This window comes from Bartonella sp. TT119HLJHH (assembly GCF_042193385.1).
In the GTDB taxonomy this organism is placed as follows: domain Bacteria; phylum Pseudomonadota; class Alphaproteobacteria; order Rhizobiales; family Rhizobiaceae; genus Bartonella.
In genome coordinates this window covers 109,671-123,541 of record NZ_JBHILS010000004.1, presented here as the reverse complement: position 1 = coordinate 123,541, position 13,871 = coordinate 109,671, and the positions used below count along the sequence as shown (strand labels likewise).

The 13,871-nt window shown below is 40.2% G+C and carries 12 protein-coding genes; 1 reads left to right on the top strand and 11 read right to left on the bottom strand.

Annotation, left to right across the window (positions count from 1 at the left end; all coding sequences use genetic code 11):
• Window positions 1–41 precede the first annotated feature (41 nt).
• Window positions 42–563 (bottom strand): peptidoglycan-associated lipoprotein Pal, encoded by a 522-nt coding sequence (pal, locus tag ACFIJL_RS03660; protein WP_375622621.1) that lies wholly within the window; start codon window positions 561–563, stop codon window positions 42–44.
• A gap of 203 nt (window positions 564–766) precedes the next feature.
• Window positions 767–1,474: a DUF1013 domain-containing protein gene (locus ACFIJL_RS03655; protein ID WP_375622619.1), complete on the bottom strand. Its 708-nt coding sequence runs from the start codon at window positions 1,472–1,474 to the stop codon at window positions 767–769.
• Between the two features lie 368 nt (window positions 1,475–1,842).
• On the opposite strand from ACFIJL_RS03655, the gene ACFIJL_RS03650 reads away from it, so the two are divergent.
• Window positions 1,843–2,589 carry a YebC/PmpR family DNA-binding transcriptional regulator gene (locus ACFIJL_RS03650; RefSeq protein ID WP_375622617.1) on the top strand — a complete coding sequence of 249 codons (747 nt, stop codon included), beginning with the start codon at window positions 1,843–1,845 and terminating at the stop codon, window positions 2,587–2,589.
• Between the two features lie 1,075 nt (window positions 2,590–3,664).
• On the opposite strand, the gene tolB is transcribed toward ACFIJL_RS03650, so the two are convergent.
• The 9 genes from tolB to ACFIJL_RS03605 all read right to left on the bottom strand — a co-directional run bounded on the left by tolB (window position 3,665) and on the right by ACFIJL_RS03605 (window position 13,550).
• Window positions 3,665–4,990 (bottom strand): Tol-Pal system beta propeller repeat protein TolB, encoded by a 1,326-nt coding sequence (gene tolB, locus ACFIJL_RS03645; protein ID WP_375622615.1) that lies wholly within the window; start codon window positions 4,988–4,990, stop codon window positions 3,665–3,667.
• Window positions 4,991–5,028: 38 nt separating this feature from the next.
• On the bottom strand, window positions 5,029–6,540 hold the full coding sequence (locus ACFIJL_RS03640) for a cell envelope biogenesis protein TolA (protein ID WP_375622613.1): 1,512 nt from the start codon (window positions 6,538–6,540) through the stop codon (window positions 5,029–5,031).
• Between the two features lie 107 nt (window positions 6,541–6,647).
• Window positions 6,648–7,100, bottom strand: a complete 453-nt coding sequence (tolR, locus tag ACFIJL_RS03635) for a protein TolR (RefSeq protein WP_375622611.1) — start codon at window positions 7,098–7,100, stop codon at window positions 6,648–6,650.
• A 14-nt stretch (window positions 7,101–7,114) separates the two neighbouring features.
• Window positions 7,115–7,828, bottom strand: a complete 714-nt coding sequence (tolQ, locus tag ACFIJL_RS03630) for a protein TolQ (protein ID WP_273790464.1) — start codon at window positions 7,826–7,828, stop codon at window positions 7,115–7,117.
• A 1,680-nt stretch (window positions 7,829–9,508) separates the two neighbouring features.
• Complete coding sequence (ybgC, locus tag ACFIJL_RS03625; protein ID WP_375622609.1) at window positions 9,509–9,949, bottom strand: tol-pal system-associated acyl-CoA thioesterase; 441 nt, start codon at window positions 9,947–9,949, stop codon at window positions 9,509–9,511.
• 223 nt (window positions 9,950–10,172) lie between these two features.
• Window positions 10,173–11,267, bottom strand: coding sequence for a Holliday junction branch migration DNA helicase RuvB (gene ruvB / locus ACFIJL_RS03620; RefSeq protein ID WP_375613207.1), 1,095 nt, complete (start codon window positions 11,265–11,267; stop codon window positions 10,173–10,175).
• 13 nt (window positions 11,268–11,280) lie between these two features.
• Window positions 11,281–11,895, bottom strand: a complete 615-nt coding sequence (gene ruvA, locus ACFIJL_RS03615) for a Holliday junction branch migration protein RuvA (RefSeq protein WP_273790467.1) — start codon at window positions 11,893–11,895, stop codon at window positions 11,281–11,283.
• A 13-nt stretch (window positions 11,896–11,908) separates the two neighbouring features.
• Window positions 11,909–12,424 (bottom strand): crossover junction endodeoxyribonuclease RuvC, encoded by a 516-nt coding sequence (ruvC, locus tag ACFIJL_RS03610; RefSeq protein WP_375622606.1) that lies wholly within the window; start codon window positions 12,422–12,424, stop codon window positions 11,909–11,911.
• A 991-nt stretch (window positions 12,425–13,415) separates the two neighbouring features.
• Window positions 13,416–13,550 (bottom strand): hypothetical protein, encoded by a 135-nt coding sequence (locus ACFIJL_RS03605; RefSeq protein WP_375622604.1) that lies wholly within the window; start codon window positions 13,548–13,550, stop codon window positions 13,416–13,418.
• Window positions 13,551–13,871: the final 321 nt, after the last annotated feature.

The window sequence follows — 13,871 nt, the reverse complement described above, 5'->3', positions numbered from 1 at the left end:
CTTAAGAGCTTATTAAATAATTGAAACAAACAATCTTATTTTTAATGACTATTCATGTCACTCAACGTTGTCACAGCACGTCGATTTTGATTCCAACAGGAAATATCATCACATACCGCTACAGGTCTTTCTTTTCCGTAAGAAATTGTTTGAATCCGTTGTGCAGACACACCAAGAGACACCAAATAGTTTCGCACAGCAACAGCACGGCGCTGTCCAAGTGCCAAGTTATATTCACGTGTTCCCCTCTCATCAGCATGACCTTCGATCATAATAGAATAATAAGGATAATGAAGCAACCATTCTGCTTGGCGCGTTAAAATACGTTCAGCATCAGCATCAAGTGAAGAAGAATCGAGACCAAAAAACACGCGATCACCCACATTAACCGTAAATTCTTGTCCTGAACCTGGTGACATCTGATTCAAACCAGCATCATTCATATAAGCGCCATTCATACCGTTAAGTGCACCGACATTTTTTTTGCCACACCCACCCAAGCATAGTGAGAAAAGAAAAAGGATAGCTAAGGAATGAGAGATGGTTTTTTTGGTAGAGCGCATAGTCCGTTTCTCCTTGAATTTCGTAAAGAAGGGTCAATTCTTAAAAATATTTTTAAGAATAACCGTTAATTCCTAATGAAGACGAAATTTTTTCTATTTTTTTGGTCATCATTTTTACTTTTAAGTCTCTGCCAATTTTCCTTCTCTTCAGCCATTCCTCTAACATTTCTATAAGAAATGTTTCCCTTATGCGTCATGGTTTTTTATGCATCATCTTGATCTTGATCTTGATCTTGACGATTTTTTTGCAGCGCGTTCAGCTTTGCAAAAACTTTATCAGCGTCAAAAGTCTTATGCAGATTGTCTTCACCCTCATTTTCCTCTAGAACAGCATTTTCCGTCAGAGAAGCGGGAAGCAACGACCTATCTTCTTCTGCTGCAACAGGACGATTTTTCGCCGCACGCTGGAGCTCAAAATCTAAATCGATTTGCGAACACAAACCAAGCCCTACAGGATCAAGAGGAACCAAATTTGCACTATTCCAATGGGTTCTAAGGCGGATTTGTTCAATTGTCGCTTTTGTTGTCCCAATCAACCGTGCAATTTGTGCATCTTTCAACTCGGGATGGTTCGTAACCAACCATAGGATACCATTGGGACGATCTTGGCGTCGAGAAAGAGGGATATAGCGCGCCCCTTTACGTTTTTTTTCAGGAATATGCACCCTCGATTGAGAAATTTTCAAGCGTGCATTTTGATCAGCCTCCACCCGTGCAATTTCACTACGCGTCAATTGCCCAGAACTAATCGGATCTAAACCTTTAATACCATAAGCCGCATCACCATCGGCAATAGCTTTTACTTCCAAGACATGCAATTTACAAAATTCTGCAATCTGATCAAAAGAAAGAGCTGTATTATCAACCAACCAAACAGCTGTTGCTTTGGGCATCAAAAGTTGCGTTGCCATTTTTATAAATCCTCTTCTGCGCCTCTTCTATGAGGCAGGTTACCGCCCACTCAAGAGCACTGGAACTTTTTTATATGCTTAGGTCTCTCCAACCACTCCTAAAACAAAGCGCGGCATGGAATAAACCATTTTGCTATGAAATTACATTCTGTTATAGCGTTATTTTTGCTCAACGACAAGAGATCTCTCTTGTAATGATCCTCAACTAAGGTGTCTTTACCTTTAAGATGAATTTTCTTATAAAGGGTTTATTCGATTATTTCACCTCATGCTGTGGCACATTTATTCTGGTGGGATGCGAGCTTTATCGCCTTAAATTCTAAAGAGTGTCCAACTGGAAAGAAAGCCCTCAAACAGGAAGGAAAACTATGGCAGGCCATTCACAATTTAAAAATATTATGCACCGTAAAGGGCGTCAAGATGCTATGCGCTCGAAAATATTTTCTAAGCTTGCGCGCGAAATTACCGTAGCAGCAAAACAAGGTGCTCCTGATCCAGCCATGAATCCACGTTTAAGGCTGGCTGTTCAAAATGCCAAAGCACAATCGATGCCGAAAGATAATATTGAACGCGCGATTAAAAAAGCGTCAGGCACCGATGTCGAAAATTATGATGAAGTACGCTATGAGGGCTATGGACCAGGTGGCGTTGCCGTCATTGTTGAAGCTTTAACCGATAACCGCAACCGCACCGCTTCAAATGTGCGCGCCGCCTTCACAAAATCAGGAGGAGCCTTAGGGGAAACAGGATCGGTCAGTTTCATGTTTAATCGGATTGGTGAAATAATCTATAAGCCAGAAGCAGGAACAGCCGATAACATCATGGATGCAGCAATTGAAGCCGGTGCCGAAGATGTGCAATCAGAAGAAACCGGACATCATATTACCTGCGCATTTGAAGATATTGGTGAAGTTTCAAAAATGCTTGAAGCAAAACTTGGTGAAGCAGAATCGATTAAAACAATTTGGAAAGCCACCACCCTTGCACCAATAGATGAAGAAAAAGCTTTGTCCGTTTTACGACTGATTTCAACATTAGAAGAAGATGATGATGTGCAAAATGTTTATGCCAATTTTGATGTTAGTGATGAGATTTTGGCAAAATTATCTGTATAATTTCCATCATTTGCACAAGCCCTCTCTTCATTCATGAGAGCTTCAAAAGCATTTGTCATTCTTCTTCTTTATCCGCACATATAAAAGCCCCGCGTCAATAGCGGGGTAAGCCATTGGTGCAACAAAAAACCACAATCAATCGCAGAAAACATAATCCCAAAAAGAAAGCATACAAAACTCTGTAGTCTCACGCCTTTCTTACATGCCCAAAAAATTATCCCTATATCCCCTCTCTATTCGATCTTGTTGTTCTTTAAGATTCACCTCCCCACCCTCAAGTGATGAAAATGATCTAGCCTCTAAACAATTGGGATTTTCCTAACGTATTACTATGACGAATCACTCATAAAATTCACTTGAAACTTAAGGCTCAACAAACATGCACTCCCCTAAATATTCGCCACGCACTTAAAAACACTTAGAATATATCAAGGAGGTTTATACGTCCTATTTATACGCCCTATATCACCACACTTCAAAGGACAGTGTTTTTACAACATCACAGAATAAAAATAAGCAAATGGAAAGCCAGAGCTGATTGTTTAGCAAAGTATTGTACAAAAAGCCGGTACATCTCTCTAATCTGTTGCAAATAAATTTTTGACTTTATGGCATTAACTTTATGATATCGTATATTTCTAAAATAACGTCATTTATCTTAAAAATCTGTCCTTTTGCTCTTACCAAACAATCAATATTCAGACCTAAAACAACCGCGTACTTGAATAAAACACATCAAAGAGCAACAGCCCCCTGACAAGACCAAACTCTTCACAAACAAAATTGAAGAGGAAGTTTTAAAAAATATATATAGCGACACTTTGAATAAAAAGTTGAAATCTAGAGATCTCAGAATTTTCGGCTCTATTTTTTCAAGGTATTGTTTTGAATTTTTTTAAGCATTTTCCCCCAAGGAAATTCCATTATCGATCAACAACCGTAGATGATAGATGAAACCTACATAACTCCCCATGCCCACTATAATCAATTCCTTCTTTTAAATAATTAAAAACTATTGAGATTGTGTAAACTTGAGACTGTATTCCTTCTATATTCTGTTTTTAAGCATTTTGTTTTATTGTATATTGAGCAAAGGCGACCATGCTGGATCTGAAGCATCATTGGGGGTGGGTAATTGACGTTCATTGCGACCCGTAATATCAATCGTATAGATTTTTGGTCCCATACCGGGATTTTTGCGAAAGAACATCAGCACACGACCATTGGGGGCCCAAGTTGGTCCTTCATTGTGAAACCCTGTGGTTAAAATTCGTTCTCCTTGTCCATCAGGGCGCATAACACCGATAGAAAATTGTCCGTTTAATTGTTTTGTAAAGGCGATATAGTCACCCCGTGGAGACCAAATAGGTGTTGAATAACTCCCCTCGTTTAAAGAAATACGTTGAATATCACTCCCATCCGCATTCATTTTATAGATTTGCGGCTTTCCACTACGATCTGAAGAAAAGACGATTTGTTTTCCATCCGGTGAATAAGAAGCAGAAGTATCAATAGCAGAAGTTGTTGTAAGTCGCGTCATCGTACGGGTTCGTAAATCCATGGTGTAAAGATTGGCACTCCCATCATTTTGTAACAAACTCATGATAACCTTTTGTCCATCAGAAGAAAAACGTGGAGCAATTGTCATGTTATTAAACGTTCCAATCAACTCTCTTTGCCCCATTTCAATTTGTTGGAGATAAACATGAGGTACTTGATTGTCCTCATAAGCCATATAGGTCATTTCTTGTCTTTTTGGAGAAAACCGCGGTGTAAGCACCAATTCACTTCCATCAGACATATAAATCAAATTTGCGCCATCTTGATCCATCATTGCTAAGCGTTTAATGCGCGCATTTTGGGGGCCTGTTTCATCGATAAAAACAATTCGTGTATCAAAATAACCACTTTCTCCTGTCATCTCACTATAGATCTCATCTGCGATCATATGTGCCACACGCCGCCAACGTTCTGTCGCAGTATAAAAACGCCGTCCTTTCAATTGTCTTTGTCCAAAAACATCCCATAAACGAAAATCGACTCTCAAACGTCCATCGACTTCTCTCATGACCTGCCCAGTAACTAAACCTTGCGCTTTTATTTTCTGCCAAGAAGCAAAATGCGGTTGTTTATTAGGATTAGAAATGTTTTCAAAAAAATTTTCTTTATCAAGTGGTAAAAAAAGCCCCGACCGTTCAAGATCGGCTGTCACCACAGCAGATATTTTCAACCCAATCGAATCATTGGAAATAAAGTCTGTAATTGCAATGGGAATGGGATTAAAATCAGCGCTCGAAATAGTTCCTTTCAATTGCGCATAACCGGATGAAATACTTGAAAGCCACAACCCACAAGTGACAATAAACCAAGCAAAAACTTTATGTCTCGTTATAGTCATCATAGAATGTGTCCTTTCGTTAAGCGCTTTTTTCTCGTTTATCATCTTATTTCTTGGAGGGGATCAACATTAAAGTCAAAACCTTGCCCCCATAGATCATATTGATCACGTGGCAGATCTGCATAAGGTTGGCATGAAAAGACAGCAGCATATACCTGCCTTATCATAATAGCTTGTTGACTCTCAAGGCCGCTTACGGGATCAATGATAGGATCACCCACAACCATCCCTTCACGGTCTAAGTAAAATCGCAACCGCACAACCGGACGGTTTTTTAAATCGCCGCCAAGCGCCACAAGTTTAAGCTTCTGTTGAATACATCCCCCCGCAATATTGACCAATGTTTGTGCCATTTTTGTGGTATCATTAATATTTTTTCTTGCACCCAAAGCTTCTGGTGTATGAGAACGTTTTGCCCCCCCTCCTTGTGACCGCGCACGATTGAGCAAATTATTTTCCTCCAGAGCTAAAATATCTTCAATGGTCTGTTCCTCTTGGTTTTTCTTGTTAAGCTTTGGCGTCTTTTGATTCAATGCAGCCTCATTCTTCTTTGGAAATTCTCCGTCAAACTTTGGTTTAAACTGTGGAAGAAGAGATTTTTTTGGAAGCACAATTTTGGGCGCTTGATGAACAATCTGCTCTTCTGGTACTTTTGGGACCGTTGGAGCCAATTCTTTTGGCGATATCATCTCTTCATTTTTGTGCGCAGGCTTGAGCGCAACCTTAGAGGCATCTTCCGGCACTTCCAAAGGCGTCTCAGGCGCAACCTTGGGCGCATCCTCCGGCGCCTCCAAAGGCGTCTCAGGCGCAACCTTGGGCGCATCCTCCAGTGCCTCCAAAGGCGTCTCAGGCGCAACCTTGGGCGCATCCTCCGGCGCTTCCAAAGGCGTCTCAGGCGCAACCTTGGGCGCATCCTCCGGTGGTGCCTCCAAAGGCATCTCAGGCGCAACCTTGGGCGCATCCTCCGGCGCTCTCAAAGGCGTCTCAGGCGCAACCTTGGGCGCATCCTCCGGCGCTCTCAAAGGCGTCTCAGGCGCAACCTTGGGCGCATCCTCCAGTGCTTCCAAAGGCGTCTCAGGCGCAACCTTGGGCGCATCCTCCAGTGTCTCCAAAGGCATCTCAGGCGCAACCTTGGGCGCATCCTCTGTTTTTGCTTCTAATAATTCTGGTTTTGTAAGTTCTGGTGCAGATGTATCCGGCGTATTTTCGCTTGGTGGCGGCGGTGTTGTCTCAACGGGGAGCAGCTTTTCCTTTGGTTTAAAAGGCGCAAGACTATCTATTTGTCCCTCTCCAATATGGCGTGCATCTTCTTTCTCTTGTGGTTGCATAGTTGGTTTAACGGCAGGGATTGCACGGATAGGAGCCTTCACGGCTCCTTGTTGAGAAGAAAACTCGTCCACCAAAGGAGCAAGAGTAATAGGAATTGCTTCCAATGGTTGTGGTAAAGAGACAGAGCTTGTAAACTGAATGGCTCCCCAACTGAGAAAAATGACATGGACCACAAGGGATAAAGCCAAGCCTCGTTTCATGCTATGATAGGAGTCTTTGTTCATTCTTTATGCCTTATTTATGCCTTACATTTTTTCATTTTTAATCACTCTATGCTATTTAAAAAACATCTTAAAAACAATCAGTTATGCGAAATTTTATTACTTATTATTTATTGTGCTAGACTTGCTAACGCAACTTGAGAAAACCCCGCTTTTTGAATATCCGCCAGCAGTTTTAATACTTGCTGATATTCAACAGTTTTAGCAACCCGCACAAAAACTCGTTGATCTTTTTGTGTAGCATCTGCTTCCAGAAGAGTTTTCAGGTGTGCAATCAGGGCCTGTGACGTTTCATAATAATCTTGATTAATGGCAAAGCGCCCTTGCGCGTCAAGTGAAACCGTAAGGGGTGTTTTTTGAGCTCGTACGGGACCCGCTTGACTACGAGGCAAATCTAAAGGAACACCATTTACTAAAAGAGGGGCAGAGACCATAAAAATAATCAACAAGACCAGCATGACATCCACAAAAGGAGTGACATTGATCTCACTCATCAGTTGGCTTCGTGAATGATGCCGCCTACGTGTATTTTTGCGAGAAGAAGAAGCAACAGAAAGGCCCATGGATAAGCTCCTTTTTATAAAGAGGAAGGTGCTGTGCGTGTTTCATCAATACGCCGCGATACAATTGTTGAAAATTCATCGGCAAAATTTTCTATTTGTGCAATGATGCGCGCACTTTCATGAGTCAACTTGTTATAAGCAATAACGGCTGGAATTGCTGCAAACAAACCAATAGCGGTTGCCAAAAGCGCTTCTGCAATCCCTGGCGCGACAATGGCAAGTGACGTATTTTGAGAAGCTGAAATAGAAAGGAAAGACTCCATAATACCAATAACTGTTCCAAAAAGTCCGATAAAAGGTCCCGCAGATCCCAGTGTCGCAAGAAAACTTAATTTTGATTCTATTTTTTCACTTTCACGTCCCAGCGTCAAATCCATAGCCTTATCAATTCTGCTCTGCAAACTTTTCGATGTATGGGTCCCTTTTTCAAGAGATTTTTTCCATTCAACCATTGCTGCTATAAAAACTGCGGATATACTATTGGTACGTTGACTTTTGCATGATGCATAAAGATCTTCTAGCGCTTTGCCGGACCAAAATGTGCGTTCAAACTGCTTTATTTCACGCCGTATTCTCCGATACGTAAAAATTTTATCAAAAATAATTGCCCAACTCCAGATAGAAGCGAGCAGCAACCCGATCATAACACCTTTCACGATCCAACTCGCTTGCATAAACAAATGCAACATTCCAATTGTTTCCGGATTTGTTAGTTCACCATGCGGCATAATTTTTGTCCCTCTAAATGAAAGGTGTATTTTTAAAAGTTTTATAAAACAGATTATTTTATAGTTTCTAAATTTAAGTAAAAACTCTAGTCTCACATAAATCCATGCGCTAAAACAAGACTTGTTTCTTAAATTTCCTTAAAAAGTGATGACGAGAGACATCCCTCAATGCAGGCCCCTCCTCATTTCACAACAGCATTTATGAAAAATATAACGATAAGAACTTCTCCATAAATACTATAAAAATAAAAGATATAAAAATGCATAATATAAAATCTATTATGCACCACCATCTTTACGCTTATGAAAAGAACGCTAAATCATCATACGCGTTTTAAGCTTAAAATGCTGCAATAAGTCTTAGCACTTGAAAAGATTCATAAGAAGCATTTTATTCCTTTCTTAAGTGTTTTTGTACCCACTCATCAACCCCGCTTGTGACATGTAAGAAAACGTTTTTAATTAATTCGCAGCAATAGAGCTTGAAAAGAAAAAATCTTACAAGTTTCAGAATTATCTAAAAATTGCAACGCAGTGAATTATCATTATAAATAAATATGTTATCATCATGAAAAATTATGCTTTGCCTCAGGCTATTGTTTCTCTCATTCTTTAATAAGATCACACCATCGGGCAAAAAAACGACACTAAACCACCCTACCACACCTCACGACAATGCGCCTCCCCCATGCACCCCTACAAGTCCTATATAATCTAGTGTAAGTCTCATGTAATCTCATTGTGTTGTGAATTTGCCTCTTTCAATGCCTATCATCTCTCTGGCACTATGGTATAACGTAAAAGCTTCTGTGACATGAAAAAAGCCTTTTCACGTCTTTACTTCATGAAAACCAGCTTCTTCGCTCTCTTTGCTCACTTGCGATATTTGATCGTTATTGCATTGAAAATGATACATAAGGAACATTTTTACAATTTTTTCAATGATTTATATTGCTCTCTTATGATGTGTAAGCAAATTATTTTAATTGTTTCAACATGAACAGATTTGAAATGTAAAGTATTTTATTCCTCTATTAGGGTTTGTTCCCGTGAGAAGTGATAATTTATCTTTCTCAGTCAATATATTATATAGAATAATATGCTTTTGAAACTTTAAATCAAGAATGCATTTCTGCTTTGTATACATTGATCTCTCACTCATTTACTACGCTTAGAAGCGCACATAAAGTGATGCATTATAGATAGAAATGGATGAGAGACGCGCTCTTGTGAGACCAAATGATAGTCCAGTAAAAAAACAAATCAAATTGCTTAAAAACACCCTTTGGGTGTTTTGAGACAATTTTCGACCTAATAGCTTATTATCACTTTATTGCAATATGTTGCTGGGTATATACATTTTTATTTCTTTTTATATTTTGTACTTTTCGCTGTTTTCTGATACCAACAAACCTTTCTTCAAAAGAAAGAAAAATATCTTGAGCTTATAGCAGAAAATGGATGATATGACATTGATTTTGAATCATAACATGGATGAAGCGTGTTTAATTTTGTGGGATATCATCTTCAATTTATTGTAGTTATTGTAGCAGAGGTGCTTTCTTTTGCTGTATCATATAACCTTATTGGAAAACATTTAGGCTATAATAAATGTATAGTCTTAGATTACTTTATATCTGCTGATCTCTCCTGAAACGGCTGTTTCAATGAAGCACACTTTTAACCAAGTATTTTTGCAAAAAGCTCTTTGGGTAAACGTCGCGGTTTTGCCTCCTCATTAATCAGAGCAATTTCAACTTTGGCTGTTACCAACGTAATCGCCTCATGCAAAATAGATTGCTCCATAAAAAAGCGGGCCCCTTGGATATGAGTAACACGTGTTTTAACAACTAAAAGATGATCAATTTTAGCTGGTCTTGAAAAATTAATTTCCATATGACGAACAACAAAAAATAGTTTTTCCCCCTCACCCCCTGCTGCTAACATCTTATTATTAAAACCGGTATCCCGTAAAAACTCTGAACGTCCTCGTTCAAAAAACTCAAGATAACGCGCATGATAAACCACACCGGAAAAATCTGTATCCGCAACATAAACGCGGACCTGAAAATTATGAAAAGCGTTTGTATGATTGCTCTTAAAAGGTGTTATTTCTGTCATCGACTTCATATCCCATAAAATCATCTAATATAGCTAATATAGCAAATTGTTTATCAATCAAAAGATTGAACACATTTTTGTGTTGAAGTTGTGAAAAGCAAAAGCACAACCCCTCACCAGGGACAAACCTTTTCGACCAGAATATGTTAAAGGCAGCACATCTCTTGTATTTTATGACCTTGCTATAAAATGTTCAAATAGTTTCTTTTAATAAAGGGATGCCTTAGTCATCTTCCCCATCCCATAAAGACGTCTGAAGTGATGAATTGTCTTGAGCATCAGAAAGTTGAGAACGCCTTTGTATAGACGTTGTAGAGGCTGGAGCAGAAAGCCCTAAATGGCTCCAAGCCTTTTCAGTTAGAATGCGTCCACGAGCGGTTCTTTGAATAAAACCTTGTTGGAGCAAATACGGTTCAACAATATCTTCAATAGCATCGCGTGGTTCTGATAAAGCAGCAGCAATTGTTTCAATCCCCACCGGTCCCCCTAAAAAAGTTTCCGCAATCAGGAGCAAGTAGCGGCGGTCAAGCGGATCAAGCCCAAGATGATCAACCTCAAGGCGCGAAAGCGCTTCATCGGCGATTTTTTGGTCAATTTGTTTTGCTTGTTTAACCAAAGCAAAATCACAAACGCGCCGTAAAAGCCGCCCAGCAATACGAGGGGTCCCCCGTGCTCGGCGTGCAATTTCATGGGCACCATCATCACTGATCTTGACGGCAAAAAGCCGCGCATTACGCTGCACAATATATTCCAATTCTTCTATCGTATAAAAATTGAGACGAATTGGAATGCCAAAACGGTCTCTCAGCGGTGTGGTCAAAAGCCCCAAACGTGTGGTTGCCGCTACCAAAGTAAATTTAGCCAGATCAATTTTCACCGAGCGTGCGGCCGGCCCCTCCCCAATGATCAAATCAAGTTGATAATCTTCCATGGCTGGATAAAGAATTTCCTCAATCGCCGGATTTAAGCGATGAATTTCATCAATAAACAAGACATCACGTTCTTCAAGATTGGTCAAGAGAGCGGCTAAATCTCCTGCTTTAGCGATGACCGGCCCTGAAGTAGAGCGAAAATTAACGCCTAATTCTTTTGCCATAATCTGTGAAAGCGTTGTTTTTCCCAGCCCCGGTGGTCCTACAAACAAAACGTGATCCAGCGCTTCTTGCCGCGTTTTTGCTGCTTCAATAAATATTTTTAAATTAGCCCGTGCCGCTTCTTGACCAATAAAGTCATCGAGAACTTGTGGTCTTAAGGAACGATCTGGATCGTTAGGAAGGGGGGCGGAACCCAGAAGGCGTTTATCTTCATCTTTATGCATTGTTACCTTGATTTTAAGTAGGAGAAGAAAGCAATTTGAGACTATGGCGGATCAGCAGGGCAGAAGAAACAGTTTCCCCCTCAAGAGCATTCATCGCAAGAGCAAGAGCACGGGATGCATGCTCCCGTTCAAACCCTAGCTTCATCAACGCGGAAAGCGCATCATGCGCAGGTTGATTGGTCATCTCACGCTGAGAAACCGAAACAGTCTTGAGCGCTTGTTCAAAGGGGAGTGTTTTACTTTTCAACTCACCCACAATTCTTTCACTGACTTTTTTACCAACGCCCGGCGCTCGACTAATCATCGCAACATCGTTTAAAGCAATAGCCTGTGCAAGTTCATCTGGCGATAAAGTACCCAAGATTGCCAAAGCAACCTTTGCCCCTACTCCAGGAACATTTTGTAGAAGACAAAACCACTCCTGTTCAGCTCTTGTAGCAAAACCAAAAAGGCGGATTGCGTCTTCCCGAACATGCGTTTCAATAAAAAGGCTTAACGCCTCCCCAACAGAGGGCAAAGAAGGACGCAGCCGATTTGACACAAAAACAACATACCCCACACCGTGCACATCAAGAAGGATATGATCATCAAAGATATGTTCAAGGGTGCCCTTTAATTTGCCAATCATGTTGCCCCCCCAATCATATCGCCTTCCTTGCCTGATAAGATCGGTCAATACTGTTACGGTGCATACTATGACAAAGAGCAAGAGCAAGAGCATCAGCCGCATCACTGCTATCAAATTCAGCCCGTGGGAGGAGAACTTTGACCATCATATGGATTTGTTCTTTAGCCCCATGTCCAACCCCAATAACTGATTTTTTCACTTTGTTGGGCGCATATTCAAAAACAGGAAGATTGGCTTGCGCAGGAACCAGCAGTGCAATTGCACGCGCTTGCCCAAGTTTTAAAGTTGCTGTAGCATCTTTGTTGACAAACACATGTTCTACAGCAGCTTCATGAGGCATAAATTGATGCACAACCTCTGAAAGACCTTTGTGGATCTGACATAGTCTGGAAGCCAGCTCACACTTTACATCAGAAGAAACCGTCCCTGCTGCAATAAACTGAAGACGATTACCCACAACATCGATAACGCCCCACCCTGTACGCCGTAATCCGGGATCAATGCCTATAATACGAATCGTCTCTGCCATAAACTACAGTCTATACACTTTTCCCCCCTGTGAATAAAGATGTGAATAAAGACAAGACCACAAAGAAAACAGCAGTACAAGACAAAACCAGTAAAAAGATAATCATCCCCCCAAATTTATACAATTATAACACGCAACGAACAGCATCTTTATGAAACATACTTTATGAAGCGTAACTGAAATCAATCAAAACCATTCACACACCACAAGCAAGCACCCGATCAAGCACCCTCTAAAGCATAAAAATTCCCTTTCTATATCATATCCAATGCCATAACGGTTAAACATCGCAAGCGAGCAAATAGATCAGTGCTGGATTGCACATTCATAATGTGTAAAGAGGCTATGCAATGGATGGTACACACTTTGCGAAAACTTTTTACATTATAGCATGACGCTATCATTATAACTCAACACGTTGATTTATAAAGATAATTAATTATTTTGTATGTTGCATAAGAATCCCGAATATCCTAAGATTTTCTCATTACAAATCTGTTTATATTGAAGCAATCAAAACCATTCTCTTACATATGAAACGTGGGATTGCCGTATAGAGTGAAACTGTACAAGAAAGGACTAAAAATGCCTCTAATGAATTGTCTCAAGTTCCAAAGGCTGTTGCAACATTGGGGACTGGCAAAGATGATGATCGTGCCGGCTTTTTCCTTTGCAAGCGTAAAAATGAGAGAGGCTCAACGAATGTGAATAAGAACTGAGAGGTGTTTTTGAATATACCCATCACACCACAATGACATTGCGTAGAGAGGGACATTGCATGGGGGCACAGAGAGCCTATAGGACATTCATTATATGGCATTTTATTTTGGATATTTTATTTTACGCGAAGGAAAATACCTTCCATTCAAAACAAAAGAAGCCCAAAAACTGTAACAATGTGTATCATCCTCATTAACACACACTTTACAGCAGCTTTATAGGCATAAATTATAGAGCATAAATAAATTGATGTACAAGCCCCTACTCTATCTTAGAGCCAGATCATTATCATAACCAAAACAAAATCACACGATAGATCAACAGAAAGTATTCCAGCTGCAATCAACCAAAGCCGATTTCCCACAAAGACCAACCATACTCCATCCCATGCCATATTCGAAATCAATACTTATACACCCCCTCTAAGCTATAAGCTCAAGATATTTCCTACGCTCAAATAGAAATTAGGCAGAAAAAAGCACTCTAGATTAGTTTTAGTTGTGAAATTTCGGTTGTAAAAAAAATGGGTATACTGCTCTAAATATCGCAAGAAAGAAGCAAGGAGCTATTATTCTCAGCACGCCCAAAAGCTGTTTTCAGTAATTCGATTTATTTTCCCACTGGATTATCATCGCTTAAACTACAGCAGCATCTCTAAATGAAAAAAATGCATGCTTCTAAACGCAATGAATGAGAAACAAATTGGCGAAAAACTTCTGGCAATTCA

What these genes read in the sequence shown, in the direction of transcription:
- pal (WP_375622621.1), bottom strand. Translation starts at nt 563, where the DNA reads ATGCGCTCTACCAAAAAAACCATCTCTCATTCCTTAGCTATCCTTTTT.
- ACFIJL_RS03655 (WP_375622619.1), bottom strand. Translation starts at nt 1,474, where the DNA reads ATGGCAACGCAACTTTTGATGCCCAAAGCAACAGCTGTTTGGTTGGTT.
- ACFIJL_RS03650 (WP_375622617.1), top strand. Translation starts at nt 1,843, where the DNA reads ATGGCAGGCCATTCACAATTTAAAAATATTATGCACCGTAAAGGGCGT.
- tolB (WP_375622615.1), bottom strand. Translation starts at nt 4,990, where the DNA reads ATGATGACTATAACGAGACATAAAGTTTTTGCTTGGTTTATTGTCACT.
- ACFIJL_RS03640 (WP_375622613.1), bottom strand. Translation starts at nt 6,540, where the DNA reads ATGAACAAAGACTCCTATCATAGCATGAAACGAGGCTTGGCTTTATCC.
- tolR (WP_375622611.1), bottom strand. Translation starts at nt 7,100, where the DNA reads ATGGGCCTTTCTGTTGCTTCTTCTTCTCGCAAAAATACACGTAGGCGG.
- tolQ (WP_273790464.1), bottom strand. Translation starts at nt 7,828, where the DNA reads ATGCCGCATGGTGAACTAACAAATCCGGAAACAATTGGAATGTTGCAT.
- ybgC (WP_375622609.1), bottom strand. Translation starts at nt 9,949, where the DNA reads ATGACAGAAATAACACCTTTTAAGAGCAATCATACAAACGCTTTTCAT.
- ruvB (WP_375613207.1), bottom strand. Translation starts at nt 11,267, where the DNA reads ATGCATAAAGATGAAGATAAACGCCTTCTGGGTTCCGCCCCCCTTCCT.
- ruvA (WP_273790467.1), bottom strand. Translation starts at nt 11,895, where the DNA reads ATGATTGGCAAATTAAAGGGCACCCTTGAACATATCTTTGATGATCAT.
- ruvC (WP_375622606.1), bottom strand. Translation starts at nt 12,424, where the DNA reads ATGGCAGAGACGATTCGTATTATAGGCATTGATCCCGGATTACGGCGT.